Here is an 18579-nt window from a genome sequence, read left to right on the forward strand (position 1 = left end):
TGGCGCGGGCAGGGGAGGAGCAGCAGCATGATCGGTCTGATCCTCGGCACGCTGGCCGGCGCGGCCGCGGCCCCCGCCCTGCGCGCGGCCGCCACCCGCCACGCGGTGCCCGCCGGCGAGCCACCGCGCACCTGCCGCTGCGCGCGGGCGCGGTGGTGGCTGCCGCCGACCGGCCGCTGCCCGGGCTGCGCCGAGCGGTCGGGCCCGCCACCGCTGGCCGTGGAGGTCGTCGCGGTGGGCGTGGGCCTGGCCGTCGGCACGGCGGCGAGCTGGCCGGTCGGGCTGCTGCTGGCCTGGGTCGGCCTGTTCGGCGTGGTGCTCGCCTTCGTCGACACGGCGGTGCACCGGCTGCCGGACGCGCTGACCCTGCCGCTGGCCGCCGGCACCGCCGTGCTGCTCCTCGCTACCGGATTCCAGCACGGTGGCGTGCTGCTCCGCTGCCTGCTGGCCGCCCTCGCGCTCGGCCTGGTGTACTGGGCGCTGGCCGCGCTCGGCCCGATGGGCCACGGGGACGCCAAACTCGCCCCGACGCTGGGCGCGTTGCTCGCCTGGTACGGCTGGCGCTGGGTGCTGGACGGCGCCTTCGCGGGCTTCCTGCTCGCCGCCTGCTGGGGGGTGGCCCTGCTGCTGACCCGGCGGGCCAGGCCCAAGGACCCGCTGCCGTTCGGGCCGTGCATGCTGCTGGGGGCACTGCTGACGGTGCTGGCGGCGAGCTGACCGGCCCCCCGAGCCGGCCCGAGCCGGCCCGACCCGAGCCGACCCGCCGAGCCGACCCCGGGCGGCTGGCGCTGCTGGACCTGAGCGCGCTGGGCGGCTGACCTGGCGGGGGCGCCGGGAAGCCTCTCAGGGCAGTGCCTCAGGGGTGTTCCAGGGTTCTTCCCGATACCCGGCAGGGGCGGTAGCTCGACAGGATGTTCCTGTACGCCCCACCAGTTGACGCATCTTCAGTCGGAGTCATCGATGAACACCCTCGTCCGCCGCATCGCCACCCTGAGCCTGGCCTGTTCCGCCCTGGTCGCCACCACCGCCGCAAGCGGGGCGACGGCCTTCGCGGACGCACCCGGCTCGGGCACCGGGGTGCCGGTGTCCACGCCGGGCTTCCCCGCGCTGGACCCGGCCGCGCTCCAGGCGGCCATCAACATCCGCCCCGGCGACCAGGCCGCGGGCGCCGTCGCCCGGGTCGCCGAGCCGGGGCAGCTGTGGCGCGGCGCCTCCGGCGACACCGTGACCGGGCGCAACGTCGCGGACAACGCGCACTTCCACATCGGCAGCATCTCGAAGACCTTCGAGACCGTGGTGATCCTGCAGCTGGCGGCCGAGGGCCGGATCGACCTGGACCAGACCGTGCAGTCGTACCTGCCCGGCCTGCTCCCGGACGGGTACGACCCGATCACCGTCCGGGAGTTGCTCAACATGACCAGCGGCCTGCCGGACGTCTTCGAGGGCGCGCCGCCGCTGACCGTAGACCAGGAGATCGCCGGTCACCTCCAGTACCGCAGCTTCGACGACGAGATCGAGGGCACCCTGCAGCCCACCGACGGCCGTCCCCGGCCCACCGCGCACTTCGTGCCCGGCACCGAGCAGGAGTACAACTCCCTCGGCTTCCGGATCGGCGGCGCGCTGATCGAGCACATCACCGGCAACTCCTACAAGGACGAGGTGACCAGCCGCATCCTCGACCCGCTGCACCTGGACCAGACCTCGGTGCCCGAGGACGACCCGACCATGCCCAAGCCCTACCTGCACGGCTACCTCACCAACAGCGCCGGCCAGCCCGTCGACGTCAGCGAGCAGGGCGGCGACCCGTCCAACATGATCTCCACCCCGGCCGACCTGGACCACTTCATCAGCGCGCTCTTCAAGGGCCAACTGCTGGCACCCGCCCAGCTGAACGAGATGTTCACGATCCCCAAGGGCGCCGACGGCAAGCCCGTCCCGTACGCGGACACCTTCAACTGCGCGGTCGGCGGCAAGCCCGGCCCGGCCTGCTTCGGGGCCGGCCTGATGTCCATCCCGCTGCCCAACGGCCAGACCCTGTGGGGCAAGACGGGCCACGACTACGGCTACGTCAACGGCATGTTCGCGACCCGCGACCTCTCGCTGCGCGCGGTGTTCTCGGTCTCCAGCATGGCGGTCAACAACGGCGGCCCGTCAGCGGTGTCCGACCGCCTGCTCGGCGCGGTCCTGGCGCCGGGGGCTAGCGGGAAGTGAGGGCCGGCTCAGCGCTTGCGGGACAGGCGTTCGTGGGCGCGGAGCTGCTCGGCGAGGTCCCTGCGGGCGACGCGTTCGGCGTAGGGGGTGGGGCGCAGGGCATCGATGGTTGCGCAGAGGAAGAGCCCGGGGCCGAGGAATACGAAGGAGAGAAAGTTGAGCGACAGCAGGATGTCGAGCGGATAGGAAATGATCTTGGGTAGGCGGCGCCGCAGGCCGACGAGCGGCAATCTGCGGCTGACGCAACTCACCCAGATGCCCTCGGCGGTGACAACGGCGCCGAACGTTATGATCCCCCACCACTCCGCGCCGAACTCTGTCACATGGGAGTCATACGCGAGAATCGACTGGTACATGAGCACTTGGACTGCAGCCGTACCGCCGATCAGGGCTAGGGAGATCGCGCGGACCGCCCAGTAGTCCCAACGTCGGTTGTACCAGCGGGTCCCGAGAATGGGGATCGAGAGCACCATCATCTTGGGTGGGTGACCCTTCAGGTGGACGCGCTTCCAGTCCGACGGGATGGTGTTGTCGCGCTCGAACATGCTGTGGTCCCTTGCTGGCCGGCGTCAGAAGATACCGTGCCAGGACCTGCCGTCCGTCGGGGTAGCGGCGGACCTCGTAGAGGAGTTCGGGGCGTCCCTCGTGCGTGATCGGCCGGGCGGGCGCGTAGACCAGCTCGGGCAGCGGCGCCGGCTCAGGCTGCTGGGCATGGCTGTGCCCGGACCTTGAGAACGACGCAGGGTTCTGTCTGATCACCAGATAGTAGCCAGGGAGGCTGACAGTGGGGTGGGGTGGGGTGGGGCGGGAGGGATGGATCGGTTGAACGCGGTGCTCTCGCTGTCCAGGCAGAATGAGGGTATGACCGAGTCCCGGGTGCCCGAACGTCATGCCAAGCTCTTGGAGTACGCGCAGAGCCTGACTCCGCCTTCGGGCTGGAAGATCGAGGTATCCGGCGACGAGATCATCATGATGGCCGGGCCGTCGGTGATCCACCAGCGCAACCTGCTGGTCGTCCGGGAGCAGCTCGACGCTCACCGGCCGGCCGAGCTGATGCCGAGCGAGAACACCGACCTGGCCTCGCCGAACGTCGGCAAGCTGCGGAACCCGGACCTGACGTACATCCCGATCGCGGTGGTCGAGAGCGGCGGAAACGACGTGCCGGCCGAACTGGCCGCGATCGCGGTCGAGGTCGTCTCGCCGTCGAATCCGGAGAACGACCTGGTGGGCAAGGTCCGCGACTACCCGCTGATGCGCATTCCGCTCTACCTGCTGATCGACCCCAGGGAGGGTGGGCTCACCCTCTACTCCGAGCCGGCGGACGGGGTCTACCACCAGCAGTGGAACGGCAGGTTCGGCGACACCGTGCCGATCCCGGAGCCGTTCGCGTTCGGCCTGACCACCAGCGCCCTGATCCGCTATCCGGACTGACGGATCGGACGGGCCGACCTCAGCGCGCGCCGTCCGGGGTCCAGCGCAGGGTCAGGTCGGGGAGCTTCTCCATGTTGCCGCTGCCGTCGGTGGTGGCGATGACGGTGAAGCCGTGGCGCTCGTAGAACGCGCGGGCGTCGGTGTTCTGCTCGAAGACGTGCAGCGAGACGCCGACGGGGCTGTGCCGCTGGACCTCGGCGAGGAGCAGGGTGCCGATGCCCTGGCGGCGGACGGTGGGCCGCAGGTAGAGGTGTTCGAGCAGGTCGCCCTCCAGGGCGGCGTAGCCGAGGACCTCCGTGCCGCGCACCGCGACCCAGGTCTGGCACTCCTTGAGCAGGACGTCCTCGGCCCAGCGGGTCACCTGGTCGTGGGTGCGCTTCTGCGGGCCGAGGTAGGGCATGGTGGCCGCGCGGGAGGTCATGTGGATGGTGGCGATCTCCGCCGCGTCGGCCGCGTCCGCGCGCCGGACGCTGATCTTGGTTTCGTTGGTCACGCAGGGGACCGTACCGGCGGGTGTCGATCCTGGCCAGCGGTTATCCGGCGCTCATCCGGTCCCCTTGGCGGTGTGGCTGGCCTGATGAAGGAGACCGGACGGCACGGCGAGGTGTCAGATGGTGGGGAGAAGGCCTGACTTCACGTCGGCGACGAAGGCGGACCAGGCCCCGGCGGGGAAGGTCAACGCCGGACCCTCGGGATCCTTGCTGTCACGCACCGGGACGGAAGCGCGAAGGCCGTCGGCGACCTCGACGCAGTCGCCTCCCTGGCCGTTGCTGTAACTGCTCTTGCGCCAGGAGTGGCTGTCAGGACTCGTCGTCATTCTCGTACTCCTTCAGGTAGGTACGGATCAGATCGAGAGACTCCTTCTCGGGCAGCGCCTTCGAGCGGGCCAGGTCGAACATCTGGGTGAGTTCAACGACCTTCCTTGGCAACTCGACCGTCTCCCCGGAGGCGAAGCTCTCGACGTAGCCGATCGTAGTGCCGCCTTCCATGGTCAGCAGGGTAAGGCTGCCGCCCAGCATCGGGTGGGCTCCCTGCGAGAACGGGAGCACCTGGATCGTGATGTGAGGGATGCGGGGTTCGAGCAGCTGGCGCAGCTGTTCCCGCATGCACTTTGAGCCGCCGAGCGGCCGCTTCAGCGCGGCCTCGTCCATCATGGCCCAGAAGAACGGTGGGTCGTCCTTGGTGAAGATCCGCTTGCGCCGCATCCGGGTCTCGACGCGTGCGGTGATCTGCTCGTCGGGCTCGCCCGGAATAGAGACACGGAACAGGGCGCGTGCGTAGTCCTCGGTCTGCAACAGTCCGGGGACCAGGCTGCTGGTGAACACCTGGATCCGGCTGGCCAGGCCCTCGCCTTCGACGAAGCTGCGGTGGTAGTCGGGTGTTGCGGTCTCCTGCGCCATCTCCAGCAGGTCGGCGAAGAGCGCGTTCGTCCTGAAGTGCGCGTCCAGCGCAGCGACCAGCGCTTCCGAGGGCAGTTGCTCACCGTGCTCGACTCGGCTCAGGTACGTGTGCGGGTATCCCACCTGCTCAGCGAGGGCGCGGAGGGAGAGACCCGCGTCGTTGCGCATCCGGCGCAGCCGGCGACCGAGCATCGTGCGCGGGGTCGCCTTTCCCTCGTCCTCGTGCAGCTCCATCGAACACCCTTTCAAATCAGCGTCCACCACAGCGATTTGGTAACAGTTCGGGGGTGGTTGGAGCCTTCCCTTTCGGCCAATCTGGAAACCGCCGAAAACTGACCCCGGCGACGCCTGCCAGCGCCCCGGGGATTGGCCAACCTGGGAATCGAGAAAGCAGGTCGACGTGCTCCACGATATCGCGCACCGGTTCGGAGCCAAGAGGTTCCGCTATGCCTGATACCCCCAGCGACACGCCCGAGTTGGTCGCCACCGACTCCTGCTGGCTCCCGCGCCGTGACCGTTCCCCCGCCATGGCGCGGCGGCTCCTCCGGGAGCTCCTCAGCCGCGTCAAGGGTGGTGAACGCTTCCGGGACAACGGGGAGTTGGTTCTCTCCGAGCTGGCCACCAACGCGGTCCTCCACGGTACCCGCTCCGACCAGCTGATCTGGGTCGGCCTCCAGGTGGACCACGAGCGGCTCTGGATCGCGGTCGAGGACCCGAGCAGCACCCGGCCCCTCCTCTCCCACGCCACCGACGGCGAGTCGGGGCGCGGCCTGCAACTGGTCGACCGCCTCGCCCTCTCCTGGGGCTGCGGCCCGCGCGAGGGCATCGGCAAGCGCGTGTGGGCGACGGTCGGGCCGGAGGGGCCGGGGTAGGGCAGCCAGTGCCGCGTCCGACCCTCTTCGCCCGGCGATGAGGACGCGGCAGGGCGGCTCCTCCTGGAGCCACCGGGACAGCCGCCCGGCCGCCAATTGCACAGGTCGTTTCGCCCGCCCGAGGTTCCACGCTCTTGACGGTGGCTCGGCAGTCCGGAATCGTCGTGAAAATCCGTACACCCGACTTGCTGCGGGAGGCACTCATGGCACTACGGTTCATCGGGATCGACCCTGAGACGGGAGATGACGAGTGCCCGACGGTGTGGTTCGACGACGATGCCAACGAGATCGTCGTCCAGGGCTGGAAGGCCGGCCAGGAGCTGCGCGCCAAGTGCCTGGAGACCGGGAGCATCCCCGATACCGAGGACGTGGTGCGACTGCCGGCACGCATGGTGCCGATCCTGAGGAGTGCGTGCGATGCCGCTGAACGTGCCGACGTTCGCTGAGCAGTTGAAGGCAGCTCAGCACACCGCTGTTCACCTGGAGATGCGCGACTCCTACAGTGTCACCAAGGAGGTCGAGGCGTTCACCGCATGGCGCGACGGCTTCCGGCACGACCCCGCTGACCGGGCCTCCTGGTGGCGTCCCTTCCTCGACCTCATCGCCGAGACCGTTGCCCGTGATGTAAGGGTGCGCCGCGTACGGATCGTGTCCGAGCCGGTGTCGGAATACATCCGGTTCGAGCATTCGGGGACGTTCACCAACGTCGCGGCCGGGGAGAGGATCCGCTGGCTCCCCCGCAGCCAGGCGTCGGACATCGCCCTGCCCGGCAACGACTTCTGGCTGTTCGACAGCCGGTTGGTTCGGTTCAACCACTTCACCGGTGACGGGGAGTCCGCAGGCCCGTCCTTCAGCGAGGATCCGGCGGTGGCGCAGCTGTGCGCCACCGCGTTCGAGTCGGCGTGGGAGCGCGCGGTCCCCCACGAGATGTACTCGATCTGACCGGCCCCATCGCCGATCACCAGCACCGATGCCGACCTCCCCGTCCTCCAGCGCCCAGGCCGCCCGCGAAGCCCTCGCCGGTCGCCTCCGGGACCTCATGCGCGACGCCGGTGTTAAGGGCGGGGAGTTGGCCGCCATCTGTGGCTGGCACGCCGCCAAGACCTCCCGCATCCTCCATGGCAAGACCCCGGCGTCGGATGATGACATCCGCGCGTGGTGCCGAGCATGCGGAGCGGAGGAGCAGGCCGCTGACCTCATCGCGGCCAACCGCTCCGTCGACTCCATGTACATCGAGTGGCGCCGCCTCACCCGCACCGGCTTGCGCCAGGCTCAGGAGGCGCGCGTGCCGCTGTACGAGCGCACCCGCCTGTTCCGCTCCTACTCCTCCCGGGTCGTGCCCGGGGTCCTGCAGACCGAGGCGTATGCCACGGCTCTGCTCGGCACGGTGGCCGACTTCCGGCAGACCCCCGACGACGTGACCGAAGCCGTCGCGGCGCGTCTCGCCCGCTCCCACGTCATCCGTGACGGCAACCACCGATTCGCCCTCGTCATTGAGGAGGCCGTCCTGCGGTACCGAATCGGCGACAGTGCCACCATGGCCGGGCAGCTCGGCCACCTGCTCACCGCCATGTCGCTGCCTTCGGTGTCACTGGGGATCATTCCCTTCGCCGCAAACCGCACCATGTGGCCGACCGAGACCTTCAACATCTTCGACGACCAGCAGGCTGCCGTGGAACTCCTCTCCGCGCAGGTCACCGTGACCGTTCCCAGCGACATCTCTCTCTATGTCCAGGCGTTCAGCCGCTTCGCCGGTCTCGCCGTCCACGGCGCCAACGCCCGCTCACTCATCACCACCGCGATCGACGCCTTGGAGTGAATCCGCGCAAATCCGTGCAACTTCATTGATCCCCGGTGAAGTTGATCCGTAGCGTCGAGCATCCAGCCACAGCGTGTCAACAGCCGGGCCCGGTGCGACGCGCGTGGTTGTCCCCGCACGCATGCAGGCGCGAAGGAGGCACAGGATGCAGGACAAGTATGCCCGGCGGATCGCGGCTCGGCCACGCACCCTGGTGGTGCAGCCCGACGGCTTCTGCAACCTCGACTGTCACTACTGCTACTTGCTGGACCGTGCCAGGCGAAGCCCTATGTCGCTCCAGGTCGCCAACGCCGTCGCCCGGTCGGCGGCCGACTTCGCCGCCCCGGGCACACCCCTCGACCTCGTCTGGCACGCCGGCGAGCCGACTGCGCTCGGAGTTCGGCGCTTCAGCGAACTCGCCGCCCCTTTCGACGATCTGCGTCGTGCCGGCCGGCTGCACCACTACATGCAGACGAACGCCACCCTGATCACCAGCGCGTGGTGTGACTTCCTGGCCGAGAAGGAGTTCCGGATCGGAGTCAGCATCGACGGCCCCGAGCATCTGAATCGGCACCGCGTCGGCCTCGGCGGCAGCACCGCCTTCCGCCGCATCATGAACGGCATCAGCCGTCTTCGTGAGCACGGCATCGACTTCTCGGCGATCGCGGTCGTCACTACCGAGAGCGTGCAGCAGCCGGAAGAACTGTTGGACTTCTTCGCCTCCCTCGGCTGCATCAGCGTCGGCTTCAACATCGAGGAGCAGGAAGGCGCCAGCGCCAGCCGTCCCACCCCCACGTTCGAGCAGGCCACCGAGTTCTGGCGACGCGCCATCGCGTGGACCCGACGCAACCGCCAGCTGAGCGTCCGGGAAGTCGACCGGCTCGGCGGATACCTGCGCGCACTCCGCTCTGGCGACGGTTGGCGCAGCGTCCTGCTCGATCCGATCCCTACCGTCTCCTCCGCCGGCGACGTGGTGCTGTTGTCACCGGAGCTCGCCGGCACCATCGCCCCCGACTACGACAACTTCCGAGCCGGCAACGTCCTGGAGCACTCCATCAGTTCGATGCTGGAGCAGGCCCACCGGCTCCCCTATGTGGACGAGTTCCTGACCGGTCTGGACAACTGCGAGGCCACCTGTGAGTTCTACGGCTTCTGCCGCGGAGCGCAGGCCGGGAACCGCTACTTCGAGAACGGGCGCTTTGACACCACCGAGACGAGCTACTGCCGCGTGTCGAGGCAAGCCCTCGTGGTCGCCCTGTCCGATACCGTCCGAGAGGAGAAAGCCGCATGACCCTGCTCGAACTCCTGGAGGTCACCGACTCCGTCGTGATCACCGACCTCGTCGACTCCGCCGGCGGGCTGCCGGCCGTCGCAAAGTTCGACAACCGTCCCACCTGGGACAACGCGAACGCCGCACCCGCGTTCGACAACCGGCCGACCTGGGACAACTGGAACAAGAAGTAGCAGCCCCCCGGGCCGGGCCTGCAAGCGAGCTCCGGGCCCGGCCCCCGATCCGAGAGAGAGCACGACCGTGAAGAACCGCGCCTTCGGCCGCGTCAGCGTCACCCTCCCCGAGCTGGACGACGGCTACCTCTCCAACGTCACCTCTCTGGACCATCCGCGAGGTGCCGTCCAGGAGTTCCGGTACGCCGATGCCGATCTGCGAACCCTCGACCTGGCCAAGGCCGGCCTCTCCGCCGGCCGCATCACCCGCCTGCGCGCCGAGCGGGTGCACCTGGAGGAAGTCCGGGCGGACTCCGTCGAGTTCAACGGCTGCGACCTCGGCGCAGCGCAGTGGACGGACAGCAAGCTCTCCCGCGTCGTGTTCCGCGACTGCAAGCTCATGGGCGCCACCCTGAGCAGGCTGACCCTCGACAACGTCCTCTTCGACGGCTGCAAGCTCGACTACGCCACCTTCGACCAGATCCGGGCTTCCGGGCCCGTCGTCTTCACCAAGTGCGCGCTGGTGGAGTCCACCTTCACCGGGTGTGACCTGAGCCGGGCCGCCATCGACCAGTGCACCCTGCGCCGGGCCGAGTTCGACCGCGGCTCCTACAAGGAACTGGACCTGCGTGGCAACGACCTCACCACGCTGCGCGGCGTCGGGCACCTGTCGAAGGTCATCATCGACCGGGGACAGGAAGTCGAACTCACCCTGGCGCTGGTCGCCGAGCTGGGAGTGGTCTTCGGCGATGAGCTGGATGATCCGAGCCCCGGGAGCCGTGGGTGAGCTTGAAGATCGTATTGCCCGCGACTGAGCTTCGTCGAAGGTGCGCGTACACCGAGGTGCGGGCCATCACCGGAGACCCCCGGTACGAAGACGGCGCGGTGGTACCGGCAGGGACGTGGCAGCCGATCGCCACCGGCCTGTGCCGACGGCTGCAGCCTGACGCCCAGACCCCGGACTCCATCCTCGTCGAGCCGGTCAGTGTTGCGGACCTAGGTCGCAGCTCTTTCGAGGAGCCGCACGTCACCCAGCTCGGCCGAGCCAACTGCCCTGCAGACGCGCTCACCACCACGACGAACAACCTCGACGGCCTCCGCATCGGCGTACACCTCGACAACTGGGACAAGCTCGCGTACGCCGAGAAGGACCGAGGCCGCCGTCGCCTGTGCGTCAACCTCGGCCCCGGCAACCGCTACCTGCTCGTCTGCGACGTCGACATTCAGGCGATCTGCCGTGCTGTCCGAGCCGACTACGCAACCTGCTACCCGCATACCGACGACCTGAGGGCCTATGTCGCCGCCGGGCTGCCGCTGAAGTGCATACGGATTCGGCTCGCCCCCGGCGAGGGCTACCTTGCGCCCACCGAGTACCTCCCGCACGACGGCTCCACGCAGGGCTGCTCGGAACCCTCAACGGCAGCCTTCTGGCTCGGCCGATGGCCGCGCGGCACATTCGCCCCATCCCGCTGACAGACCCCTTCCCCCCGTGTCAGCGGTCTGTCAGCGGTCGCTCCAGCGCCTGTCAGCGCCCCCGGCGAGAGTCGTCTCGTCAGCAGGGAGCGACCAGAAAACGGGCGGACACGATGACTCAGTCACACCTCACCGACCAGCCGGCGATCGAGGCCACGGGGCTGCGCAAGGCGTACGGCGACAAGCGCGTGCTGGACGGGATCGACCTGCATGTCCCGGCGGGAACGATCTTCTCGCTGCTCGGTCCGAACGGGGCGGGCAAGACCACCACGGTGCAGATCCTGACCACGCTGATCGGCGCGGACGCCGGTCAGGTGCGGATCGCCGGGTACGACCTGGCCCAGGAGCCGGACGCGGTGCGGGCGGCGATCGGGGTCACCGGGCAGTTCTCGGCGGTGGACAAGCTGCTCACCGCCGAGGAGAACCTGCTCCTGATGGCGGACCTGCGGCACCTCGGCAGGCGGGAGGGCCGGCGCCGGGCGGCCGAGCTGCTGGAGGGGTTCGACCTGGTGAACGTGGCCAGGAAGCCGGCGAGCACCTTCTCGGGCGGCATGCTGCGGCGCCTGGACCTGGCGATGACGCTGGTGGGCAACCCACGGATCATCTTCCTGGACGAGCCGACCACCGGACTCGACCCGCGCAGCCGCCGCTCGATGTGGCAGATCATCCGCGAGCTGGTGGCGGGCGGCACCACGATCTTCCTCACCACCCAGTACCTGGAGGAGGCCGACCAACTCGCCGACCGGATCGCGGTGCTGGACGGCGGACGGCTGGTGGCCGAGGGTACGGCGCACGAGCTGAAGCGGCTGGTCCCGGGCGGGCACATCAGCCTGACCTTCACCGACCCCACCGCCTATGCGCGGGCCGCCCGCAGCCTCGGCGAGGTGACCGGCGACCAGGACGCGCTCACGCTCCAGGTCCCCAGCGACGGTGGCGTGAACTCGCTGCGCTCGCTGCTGGACCGGCTCGACGCCGAGGCGATCGAGGTCGGCGGCCTGACGGTGCACACCCCGGACCTGGACGACGTCTTCCTCGCCCTCACCGGTCGCCCGGCCACGGCCGCCGCCGCACCTGCCGCGGCAGTGGAAGCCGCCTGATGAGCGCCGCCACCACCCCCACTCCCGCCACCGCCGACCAGATGGGCAGCAACCTCATGAGCATCAGCATCAACACCGGCATCAGCAACCCCGCGTCCCCCGCCGCGCGCCCCCAGGCCCTGCGCGACTCCTCGACCATGCTGCGGCGCAAGCTGAAGCACGCGCTGCGCTACCCCGGGCTGACCCTGGGCTCGCTGATGGTGCCGGTCATCTTCCTGCTGCTCTTCGTCTACGTGCTGGGCGGCTCGCTCGCCTCCGGCATCGGGCACGGCACCAGCTACATCAACTACCTGGCCCCCGGCATCATCCTGATGGCGGTGACCTCCGCCGCCACGAGCACCGCGGTGTCGGTCTGCACCGACCTGACCGAGGGCATCGTGGCCCGCTTCCGGACGATGGCGATCTCCCGGGCCTCGATCCTGGTGGGGCACGTGGTGGGCAGCGTGATCCAGACGATGGTGAGCGTCGCGATCGTCATCGGCCTCGCACTGGCGATGGGGTTCCGGCCCACGGCGGACGCGGTGCACTGGCTGGCGGCGGTCGGGTTGATTGCCCTGCTGACCATGGCGGTGACCTGGCTGGCGGTGGCGCTGGGCACGCTGAGCAAGAACCCGGAGGGTGCCAGCAACATCGTGCTGCCGCTCGCGCTCCTGCCCTTCATCGGCAGCGCGTTCGTGCCCACCGGTTCGATGTCGCCGTGGCTGCGGTGGTTCGCCCAGAACCAGCCCTTCACCCCGATCATCGAGACCATCCGGGGCCTGCTGCTCGGCACCCCGATCGGCCACGACGGGATCACCGCCGTCGCCTGGTGCGTCGGGATCAGCGTGGCGGCTTACTTCTGGGCTGTGAGGCTCTTCAACCGCCAGGCCTGACCCGCACGGAACACCACGACACCACAACGCGCCGCCTCGGTGGGATCCTCACCGAGCGCGGCGCGCGCTGCTGTCCCTATTCGAACATGGTGGGCAAAACCGAAACGTCGCAGTCAAACTGACGAATTATCAGTCACTTTGAATCAGGCGCTTGATTCGGTGATCACACCGATTCTCACCGTGCTACGTTTCCCGAAAACCCAAAACTTCATCAGAACAAGGAACGACCCCGGCGGTGCGGGAACACCCCGGGGTCCGACACCAGGAGCCATCGTCTCCCAATGTTCATCCATCGTAGCGCGCAGGCGCACTCTTTCACCGTGCTCTCCAACAGAGTCCTCCAGGATCGCCAACTCAGCTTCACCGCCCGGGGGCTCCTCGTCGACCTGCTCTCCCGTCAGGACGGCTGGCGCGAGGACGGGCGGCAGATCGCCGACTCCAGCCCCCAGGGGCGCGGCACGATCCGCCGGGCCCTCAACGAGCTGACCAGGGCGGGGTACTACCGCGTCGACCTGATCCGGCTGCCCGACGGCACGCTCCGCTCCGAGGCGCACGTCTTCGACACCCCGCAGGTCGCGCCCCGGAACACGCGGCAGCAGACGCCGCCGGATGTCACCCGTCCGGGATCCGGTGATGTGGAGCCCGGCCCCCCTGACAGTCCTGAAGCAAAGAACCGGGAGAAAGAACCCACCCTCCCGGCGACCGAGCCGCCAGCGCCACCAGCGCCACCGGAGCCGCCAGAGCCACCGGAGCCGCCAGCGCCCCCGGACGTCCCCGACGAGCAGACCCGGGCGGCCGTCGACGCGCTCTACCGGGCGATCCGCCCGGAGCCGCAGCTGCGGATCGGCGAGGCCGAGGCCCGCACCCTCGCCCCGCTGGTGACCCGCTGGCTGGAGCGCGACTGCACCGTCCCCGACCTGGCGCGCGCCCTCTGTTCCCGGCTGCCCGCCCCGGTCCACTCCCCGGTGGCGTTCCTCCGCAGTCGTCTCGAACGCAAGCTTCCCCCGGCGAGCCCGCCCCCCGAAGCGCCGCCCGCCCCGCGCTACGCCGAGTGCGCCCTGTGCCACGACCCCGTCCCGCGCCCCGGCATCTGCCGCCCCTGCGCGGGCCTGGCCGCCCCGCCGGTCACGGTCGGTGGCGGCGCGGCGGTCACCGCCCGGGGCGCCGACCTGGTCCGCCGGGCCCTGCTCGACGCCCGGGAACAAGCGCTCGCGGGGTAGCCCGGCAGACCGGAGGTCTCGTGGTAGGCGAGGCTGGCGTCGAGGGCGGGTCACCACTTCAGCCAGAGCACTACCTATGGAGTCATCGGATTGCGAAAGCTCGCGTACTACGTCGCCGTCACGCTCGATGGCCGCATCGCCGGGCCCGGTGGTGAGTACGACTTCTTCCCGGCCGGCGACGAGCAGCAGACCGCCGCCTACCAGTCCTGGACCACCTCGCTCTACCCCGAGACCGTCCCGACCGCCGTACGCGCCGCCTTCGGGCTCGCCCATGCGCCCAACCGGCGCTTCGACACCGTCCTGATGGGCCTGGGCAGTTACCGCCCCGCGCTCGACGCCGGGATCAGCAGCCCGTACGCGCACCTGCGGCAGTACGTGGTGTCCAGCTCCCTCGGCCCGGCAGTCGATCCGGCCGTCACCGTCGTCCCGAGCGACCCGCTCGCGCTCGTCCGCGCGCTCAAGCGGGAGGACTCCGACCTGGACATCTGGCTCTGCGGCGGTGGCAGGCTCGCCGGCGTCCTGCTGCCCGAGATCGACGAACTGCTGATCAAGAGCTATCCGGTGGTGGCGGGCGCCGGCATCCCGCTCGTCGACGGTGCGTTCGACCCCACCGTCTTCACAGTCGCCGAACGCACCGCCTTCCCCAACGGCGTCACCCTCACCCGCCTGATCCGACGCTAGCTAGCTCTTGGCGAACCCGGCGATCGCCGCCATGACCACCCGCGTCATCTCGTCGCTGCCCGTGTGCCCCGAGTCGTCGATCACCTTCAACTCCGCACCGGGCCAGGCCTTGGCCAGCGCCCACGGGGCCTTCAGCGGGCAGCCCAGGTCGAGCCGGCCCTGGACCAGCACCCCCGGGATGCCGGCCAACCGGTGGGCGTCGCGGACCAGTTGTCCCTCCTCCAGCCAGGAGTCGTGGGACCAGTAGTGGGCGCACAGCCGGGCGAGGGCCACCAGTGCCTCGTCCGAGCGGTTGCTGTAGGCGCCCGGGTGGCCCTGCGTCTCGTGGGCGATCACCGCGTCCTCCCAGGTGCACCAGTCGCGCGCCGCCTTCAGGCGGACCGCCTCGTCCGGGCTGTTCAGCAGCCGGCTGTAGGCCTCCAGCAGGTTGCCGTCCCGCTTGGCGGCAGGCAGAGCGTCGCGGAACGCCTCCCAGGGGCCGGGGAGCAGCCGGCTCAGGCCGTTGTAGAGCCAGTCGATCTCGTCCCGGCTGGCCAGGGAGGCACTGATGAGGATGATCTCGGTCACCCGCTCGGGGTACTTCTCGGCATAGGCCACGATCAGCGTCGGGCCCCAGGAGCCGCCGAACAGCATCCAGCGCTCGATGCCCAGGTGCTCGCGCAGGCGCTCCATGTCGGCGATGAGGTGGTGGGTGGTGTTGTGTTCCAGGCTCGTGGTCGGGTCGGCGACGTGCGGCCGGCTGTCGCCGCAGCCGCGCTGGTCGTACCGGATGATCCGGAAGATCTCGGGATCGAAGCTCGACCGCCGGCCCTTGCCCCGCCCCCCGCCGGGGCCGCCGTGCACGATCAGGACGGGTTTCCCCTCGGGGTTTCCGAAGGCCTCCCAGTAGATCCGGTTGTCGTCGCCGACATCGAGCAGGCCGTGATCGTAGGGTTCGGACACGTCGAACAGTTCAGTCATGGCGATCTCCTTCGGAAGGCGCGAAGAGCGAACTCGCCAGAATAATCCGCGCGTTGAAAGACGTCTCCCGAATTTCCGCCGTGCCCGGACGGCCCTGCTCAAGCCCTGCTCGGACGGCCCCGCTCGGACGGCGCTGCCCGGACGGCCCGCCGCTCAGACAGTCCGGGGCGCGCCCGGCCAGCAGCGCGGCCAGCAGGCTCGGCACCAGCAGCAGCCCGAACACCGCGCCCTCCGGGGTGACCGCCCGCCGTCCTACCGCGGCGAGCCGCTGGCGGCGCGCGACGCATCGGCCCGCGCCGCGATCGCCGAACTCGCCGTCACCGAGCCCGGCACCGTCGACCCGGTGGCCGCAGCCGCGGTCTGGGAGGCGGGCCTGCGCGCCCCCGCCCAACCCCGGCCCGGCCGTCTGGATCCACGCCGACCTGCAACCCGGCAACGTGCTCACCGCCGGCGGCCGGCTCAGCGCCGTCATCGACTTCGGCTGCCTGGGCCTGGGCGACCCCGCCGTCGACCTGCTCGCGGCCTGGTACCTGCTGCCCGCCGCCGCCCACCCCGCCTTCCGCGCGGCGCTGCCCGCGGACCACGCCTCCGACGCCTGCTGGGCCCGCGGCCGGGCCTGGGCCCTGTCCACCGCGCTCGGCGAGCTCGGCTACTACCGTGAGACCCGCCCGGCGATGGCGGACATCGCCCGCCAGGTCATCCGACGGGTGCTCGACGCGGCGGTCAGCCCCGCTTCGCCAAGCTGACCGCCCCGCTCACCCTCGCCGCGCCCGCCTTCGTCCGCTACCACGGCCGGGTGACCGCGGACACCCTGACCACGGTGGAGGCCTGCCTGCCGTTCTGGGCCAAGGCCGCGCAGCCGGTCGACCTGCCCGAGGGGGTCGAGGTCCTGGAGGTGCCGGAGACGATGTTCGCCGGGATCATCCTGGAGGGAGCGGAGACCGGCTACCCGCAGATCCTCTCCGGCTACGACACCGTGGCCGACTGGATCGTCGCGCACGGCTTCGCCTTCGCCGGGCCCGCCTACGAGATCTACCGGCGCTGGTGCGGCACGTTCGGCCACCCGGACAACCGGCTGGAGGTCGGCTGGCCCATCGACGAAGCCCCGGACGCCGGCCCCACCGCCGGCCCCACCCCCACCGCCACCCCCACCGCCGACTAGCGAGCCGGGCGCCCACCCGCCTGCCCCGGCGGGACGGACGGCGCGAACGAAGCGGGGCCCGCCACACCTGCTCGGTGTGACGGGCCCCGCCCCGCGCTGCGGCCTCTCCCCGAAAAGGCCGTCAGCGCCGGAGAGTTGGCCGGTGATCGTCGAGCGTCACGCCATGCCGTGCACGTGGTTGCCGACGTTGGTGGAGAAGTCGTTGCCGTTCTTGGCGTCCCAGTTGGTCGACCAGGCCATCGCGCCGCGGATGGTGGGCCACTTGGCCGGCGGGACGAAGCTGCCGCAGTTGGTGCCGGTGGCCAGGCAGTCCAGCGCGTTGTTCACCACGGTCGAGTTGACGTAGCCGCCGCCCGCCGCCTGGCTGGAGGCCGGGACGCCCACGCCGACCTGCGCCGGGCTGAGGCCGCCCTGGATGTAGCTGCAGACCTGGCTGGTGATGAAGTCCTCGGTGCCCTGATTGTAGACGTTGCCGTTGCAGCCCGGCATGCCGCCGGAGTTGTAGAACTGGGTGTTGACGACGGTCAGGATGTCCTTGACGTTCAGTGCCAGCTGGAAGTAGCCGCTGGTGGTGGTGTACATGTCCATCGTCTGCGGGGCCATGGTGAGGATGAAGCCGCTGCCGACCTTGCTCGCCAGGCTGTGCAGGCCCTGCGCCATGTAGGTCGGGTTGATCCCGTTCTCCAGGTCGATGTCGATCCCGTCGAACCCGTACTGCTGGATCAGGGCGTAGGCGCTGTTGGCGAAGTTGGCGGCGGAGGCCGCGTCGCCGACGGTGATCGCGCCGTTCTGACCGCCGACCGACAGGACGACCTTCTTACCGGCCGCGTGCTTGGCGGCGATGTCGGCCTTGAACTGGGCCGCGGTGTAGCCGCCGAGGTTGGTCGCCAGGGTCGGGTCGATCGAGAAGGTGATGCCGCCGGGGGTGGTCGGGTCGGCGTTGGCGAACGAGACCGCGGTGATGTCGTAGTTGCTCTGGACGTCGGCGAGCTTCTGGTCGGTCGCGCCGTTGTCGAAGTCCTGCCAGTAGCCGGTGATGACGTGCTTGGGCAGGCTGCCGCCCGCCGGGGGCGTGGGGGTGGGCGTCGGCGTCGGCGTGGGGGTGGGCGTCGGCGTGGGCGTCGGCGTGGGCGTCGGCGTGGGCGTCGGCGTGGGCGTCGGGGTGGGCGTCGGCGTCGGCGTCGGGGTGGGAGTAGGAGTAGGCGTGGGCGTCGGGGTGGGCGTAGGAGTCGGAGTAGGCGTCGGCGTCCCCGACCCGCCCGGCCCCGTCAGCGTGATGTCGTCCGCGCCGTACGCCGGCTGCCCGTACCACCCGTGCACGTACACCGTCAGGCTCGTGGTGTTCGCCCCGGTGGTGAAGGTGCTGCTGAGCTGGTTCCAGCCGCTCTGGCTCGACCAGCTGCTCGGGTCGCTCGCGGCGCCCGTACCGGTCGCGCCCAGGTAGACGTACGAGCCCTGCACCCACCCGGCCAGCGTGTAGCTGGAGTTCGGCTGCACCGAGACGGTCTGGCTGCACTGCGCGGTGTCCGCGCTGCTGGGCGTCGCCTGCAGCGCGCCGGTGCCGCTGTGGACCGGGGAGGAGACGACGCTCGCCGCGCTGGTGCAGGTCCAGCCGGCCAGGCCGGACTCGAAACCGCCGTTGGCGACCAGGTTGCCCACCGCGGCGCTGGCGCCACCGGCGAAGACCGCCAGGCCGGTGCCGGCCAGGGCGAGCGCGGTGGTGCCGGCGGCGAGCGCGGGCAGGGCCCGGCGGCGACGGCGGTGGGTGGGAAGGACCGTACGGGCCATGACGAACTCTCCTGTGGGGCGGAGAGGGACCGCCGCGGTGGGGGTCGCGGCGGCCCCGCGTGGGGGAGTGAGGGAACCGCTCGAAGGACGAGGCCCGGAGCACAGGCCTCGGAGCACGGAGACAGAACGAGACAGAACGGGTACAGAGGAACCGGAGGGAAGGATCTACGA

24 protein-coding genes are annotated in these 18579 nt (G+C 70.2%); 17 read left to right on the forward strand and 7 right to left on the reverse strand.

Features of this window, described 5'->3' with window-relative positions; genetic code table 11:
* Positions 1-27 precede the first annotated feature (27 nt).
* On the forward strand, positions 28-717 hold the full coding sequence (locus ACFZB9_RS05290; protein ID WP_391443762.1) for a prepilin peptidase: 690 nt from the start codon (positions 28-30) through the stop codon (positions 715-717).
* Positions 718-960: 243 nt separating this feature from the next.
* Positions 961-2211: a serine hydrolase domain-containing protein gene (locus ACFZB9_RS05295; protein ID WP_391443764.1), complete on the forward strand. Its 1251-nt coding sequence runs from the start codon at positions 961-963 to the stop codon at positions 2209-2211.
* Between the two features lie 8 nt (positions 2212-2219).
* Here the strand turns inward: ACFZB9_RS05295 and ACFZB9_RS05300 are convergent, their stop codons facing one another.
* Positions 2220-2756, reverse strand: a complete 537-nt coding sequence (locus ACFZB9_RS05300) for a hypothetical protein (RefSeq protein WP_391443765.1) — start codon at positions 2754-2756, stop codon at positions 2220-2222.
* 316 nt (positions 2757-3072) lie between these two features.
* Here ACFZB9_RS05300 and ACFZB9_RS05305 point away from each other — a divergent pair, with 316 nt between their 5' ends.
* Complete coding sequence (locus tag ACFZB9_RS05305; protein ID WP_391443766.1) at positions 3073-3642, forward strand: Uma2 family endonuclease; 570 nt, start codon at positions 3073-3075, stop codon at positions 3640-3642.
* 19 nt (positions 3643-3661) lie between these two features.
* Here ACFZB9_RS05305 and ACFZB9_RS05310 read toward each other — a convergent pair whose 3' ends face one another.
* The 3 genes from ACFZB9_RS05310 to ACFZB9_RS05320 form a co-directional block, all read right to left on the reverse strand.
* On the reverse strand, positions 3662-4063 hold the full coding sequence (locus ACFZB9_RS05310; RefSeq protein ID WP_391444285.1) for a GNAT family N-acetyltransferase: 402 nt from the start codon (positions 4061-4063) through the stop codon (positions 3662-3664).
* Between the two features lie 186 nt (positions 4064-4249).
* Positions 4250-4459, reverse strand: coding sequence for a DUF397 domain-containing protein (locus ACFZB9_RS05315; protein WP_391443768.1), 210 nt, complete (start codon positions 4457-4459; stop codon positions 4250-4252).
* On the reverse strand, positions 4443-5276 hold the full coding sequence (locus ACFZB9_RS05320) for a helix-turn-helix domain-containing protein (RefSeq protein WP_391443770.1): 834 nt from the start codon (positions 5274-5276) through the stop codon (positions 4443-4445). The genes ACFZB9_RS05315 and ACFZB9_RS05320 overlap by 17 nt, the downstream gene beginning before the upstream one ends.
* 212 nt (positions 5277-5488) lie before the next feature.
* Between ACFZB9_RS05320 and ACFZB9_RS05325 the strand changes: the two genes are divergently transcribed.
* The 12 genes from ACFZB9_RS05325 (at position 5489) to ACFZB9_RS05380 (ending at position 14498) form a co-directional block, all read left to right on the forward strand.
* On the forward strand, positions 5489-5914 hold the full coding sequence (locus ACFZB9_RS05325; RefSeq protein WP_391443772.1) for an ATP-binding protein: 426 nt from the start codon (positions 5489-5491) through the stop codon (positions 5912-5914).
* Between the two features lie 140 nt (positions 5915-6054).
* Complete coding sequence (locus ACFZB9_RS05330) at positions 6055-6360, forward strand: hypothetical protein (RefSeq protein ID WP_391443773.1); 306 nt, start codon at positions 6055-6057, stop codon at positions 6358-6360.
* Positions 6332-6856 carry a DUF6879 family protein gene (locus ACFZB9_RS05335; RefSeq protein WP_391443775.1) on the forward strand — a complete coding sequence of 175 codons (525 nt, stop codon included), beginning with the start codon at positions 6332-6334 and terminating at the stop codon, positions 6854-6856. Before ACFZB9_RS05330 ends, ACFZB9_RS05335 begins: the two co-directional genes overlap by 29 nt.
* Before the next feature lie 28 nt (positions 6857-6884).
* Positions 6885-7733, forward strand: a complete 849-nt coding sequence (locus ACFZB9_RS05340; RefSeq protein WP_391443777.1) for a helix-turn-helix domain-containing protein — start codon at positions 6885-6887, stop codon at positions 7731-7733.
* Positions 7734-7878: 145 nt separating this feature from the next.
* On the forward strand, positions 7879-9003 hold the full coding sequence (gene amcB, locus ACFZB9_RS05345) for a cyclophane-forming radical SAM peptide maturase AmcB (RefSeq protein WP_391443779.1): 1125 nt from the start codon (positions 7879-7881) through the stop codon (positions 9001-9003).
* Positions 9000-9176 (forward strand): multiple cyclophane-containing RiPP AmcA, encoded by a 177-nt coding sequence (gene amcA, locus ACFZB9_RS05350; RefSeq protein WP_391443780.1) that lies wholly within the window; start codon positions 9000-9002, stop codon positions 9174-9176. Before amcB ends, amcA begins: the two co-directional genes overlap by 4 nt.
* 67 nt (positions 9177-9243) lie before the next feature.
* A complete protein-coding gene (locus ACFZB9_RS05355) occupies positions 9244-9942 on the forward strand; it encodes a pentapeptide repeat-containing protein (protein ID WP_391443781.1) in 699 nt (232 codons plus the stop codon).
* Complete coding sequence (locus ACFZB9_RS05360) at positions 9939-10628, forward strand: hypothetical protein (RefSeq protein WP_391443783.1); 690 nt, start codon at positions 9939-9941, stop codon at positions 10626-10628. Before ACFZB9_RS05355 ends, ACFZB9_RS05360 begins: the two co-directional genes overlap by 4 nt.
* A 113-nt stretch (positions 10629-10741) precedes the next feature.
* The gene (locus tag ACFZB9_RS05365) at positions 10742-11725 is read left to right on the forward strand and encodes an ATP-binding cassette domain-containing protein (protein WP_391443785.1); all 984 of its coding nucleotides are present in this window, start codon (positions 10742-10744) and stop codon (positions 11723-11725) included.
* Positions 11725-12597 carry an ABC transporter permease gene (locus ACFZB9_RS05370; protein ID WP_391443787.1) on the forward strand — a complete coding sequence of 291 codons (873 nt, stop codon included), beginning with the start codon at positions 11725-11727 and terminating at the stop codon, positions 12595-12597. The genes ACFZB9_RS05365 and ACFZB9_RS05370 overlap by 1 nt, the downstream gene beginning before the upstream one ends.
* Before the next feature lie 281 nt (positions 12598-12878).
* The gene (locus ACFZB9_RS05375; protein WP_391443789.1) at positions 12879-13817 is read left to right on the forward strand and encodes a hypothetical protein; all 939 of its coding nucleotides are present in this window, start codon (positions 12879-12881) and stop codon (positions 13815-13817) included.
* A gap of 90 nt (positions 13818-13907) precedes the next feature.
* A complete protein-coding gene (locus ACFZB9_RS05380) occupies positions 13908-14498 on the forward strand; it encodes a dihydrofolate reductase family protein (RefSeq protein ID WP_391443791.1) in 591 nt (196 codons plus the stop codon).
* Here ACFZB9_RS05380 and pip read toward each other — a convergent pair whose 3' ends face one another.
* Entirely contained in the window at positions 14499-15458 is a 960-nt protein-coding gene (gene pip / locus ACFZB9_RS05385; RefSeq protein WP_391443793.1) for a prolyl aminopeptidase, read from the reverse strand.
* Complete coding sequence (locus ACFZB9_RS05390; RefSeq protein WP_391443795.1) at positions 15451-15681, reverse strand: hypothetical protein; 231 nt, start codon at positions 15679-15681, stop codon at positions 15451-15453. Before ACFZB9_RS05390 ends, pip begins: the two co-directional genes overlap by 8 nt.
* Positions 15682-15694: 13 nt before the next feature.
* Between ACFZB9_RS05390 and ACFZB9_RS05395 the strand changes: the two genes are divergently transcribed.
* Both ACFZB9_RS05395 and ACFZB9_RS05400 read left to right on the forward strand, forming a co-directional pair.
* Positions 15695-16204 (forward strand): phosphotransferase, encoded by a 510-nt coding sequence (locus ACFZB9_RS05395; protein ID WP_391443797.1) that lies wholly within the window; start codon positions 15695-15697, stop codon positions 16202-16204.
* A 50-nt stretch (positions 16205-16254) separates the two neighbouring features.
* Entirely contained in the window at positions 16255-16620 is a 366-nt protein-coding gene (locus ACFZB9_RS05400; protein WP_391443799.1) for a hypothetical protein, read from the forward strand.
* Positions 16621-16776: 156 nt separating this feature from the next.
* Here ACFZB9_RS05400 and ACFZB9_RS05405 read toward each other — a convergent pair whose 3' ends face one another.
* Positions 16777-18408 (reverse strand): chitinase, encoded by a 1632-nt coding sequence (locus ACFZB9_RS05405; protein ID WP_391443801.1) that lies wholly within the window; start codon positions 18406-18408, stop codon positions 16777-16779.
* Between the last annotated feature and the right edge of the window lie 171 nt (positions 18409-18579).

Source organism: Kitasatospora sp. NPDC008050, from assembly GCF_042957465.1.
GTDB lineage: Bacteria > Actinomycetota > Actinomycetes > Streptomycetales > Streptomycetaceae > Kitasatospora.

Excerpts from the sequence above, each read along its gene's own strand:
- ACFZB9_RS05290 (WP_391443762.1), top strand. The coding sequence starts at position 28 with ATGATCGGTCTGATCCTCGGCACGCTGGCCGGCGCGGCCGCGGCCCCC.
- ACFZB9_RS05295 (WP_391443764.1), top strand. The coding sequence starts at position 961 with ATGAACACCCTCGTCCGCCGCATCGCCACCCTGAGCCTGGCCTGTTCC.
- ACFZB9_RS05300 (WP_391443765.1), bottom strand. The coding sequence starts at position 2,756 with ATGTTCGAGCGCGACAACACCATCCCGTCGGACTGGAAGCGCGTCCAC.
- ACFZB9_RS05305 (WP_391443766.1), top strand. The coding sequence starts at position 3,073 with ATGACCGAGTCCCGGGTGCCCGAACGTCATGCCAAGCTCTTGGAGTAC.
- ACFZB9_RS05310 (WP_391444285.1), bottom strand. The coding sequence starts at position 4,063 with ATGACCTCCCGCGCGGCCACCATGCCCTACCTCGGCCCGCAGAAGCGC.
- ACFZB9_RS05315 (WP_391443768.1), bottom strand. The coding sequence starts at position 4,459 with ATGACGACGAGTCCTGACAGCCACTCCTGGCGCAAGAGCAGTTACAGC.
- ACFZB9_RS05320 (WP_391443770.1), bottom strand. The coding sequence starts at position 5,276 with ATGGAGCTGCACGAGGACGAGGGAAAGGCGACCCCGCGCACGATGCTC.
- ACFZB9_RS05325 (WP_391443772.1), top strand. The coding sequence starts at position 5,489 with ATGCCTGATACCCCCAGCGACACGCCCGAGTTGGTCGCCACCGACTCC.
- ACFZB9_RS05335 (WP_391443775.1), top strand. The coding sequence starts at position 6,332 with ATGCCGCTGAACGTGCCGACGTTCGCTGAGCAGTTGAAGGCAGCTCAG.
- ACFZB9_RS05340 (WP_391443777.1), top strand. The coding sequence starts at position 6,885 with ATGCCGACCTCCCCGTCCTCCAGCGCCCAGGCCGCCCGCGAAGCCCTC.
- amcB (WP_391443779.1), top strand. The coding sequence starts at position 7,879 with ATGCAGGACAAGTATGCCCGGCGGATCGCGGCTCGGCCACGCACCCTG.
- amcA (WP_391443780.1), top strand. The coding sequence starts at position 9,000 with ATGACCCTGCTCGAACTCCTGGAGGTCACCGACTCCGTCGTGATCACC.
- ACFZB9_RS05365 (WP_391443785.1), top strand. The coding sequence starts at position 10,742 with ATGACTCAGTCACACCTCACCGACCAGCCGGCGATCGAGGCCACGGGG.
- ACFZB9_RS05370 (WP_391443787.1), top strand. The coding sequence starts at position 11,725 with ATGAGCGCCGCCACCACCCCCACTCCCGCCACCGCCGACCAGATGGGC.
- ACFZB9_RS05375 (WP_391443789.1), top strand. The coding sequence starts at position 12,879 with ATGTTCATCCATCGTAGCGCGCAGGCGCACTCTTTCACCGTGCTCTCC.
- pip (WP_391443793.1), bottom strand. The coding sequence starts at position 15,458 with ATGACTGAACTGTTCGACGTGTCCGAACCCTACGATCACGGCCTGCTC.
- ACFZB9_RS05405 (WP_391443801.1), bottom strand. The coding sequence starts at position 18,408 with ATGGCCCGTACGGTCCTTCCCACCCACCGCCGTCGCCGCCGGGCCCTG.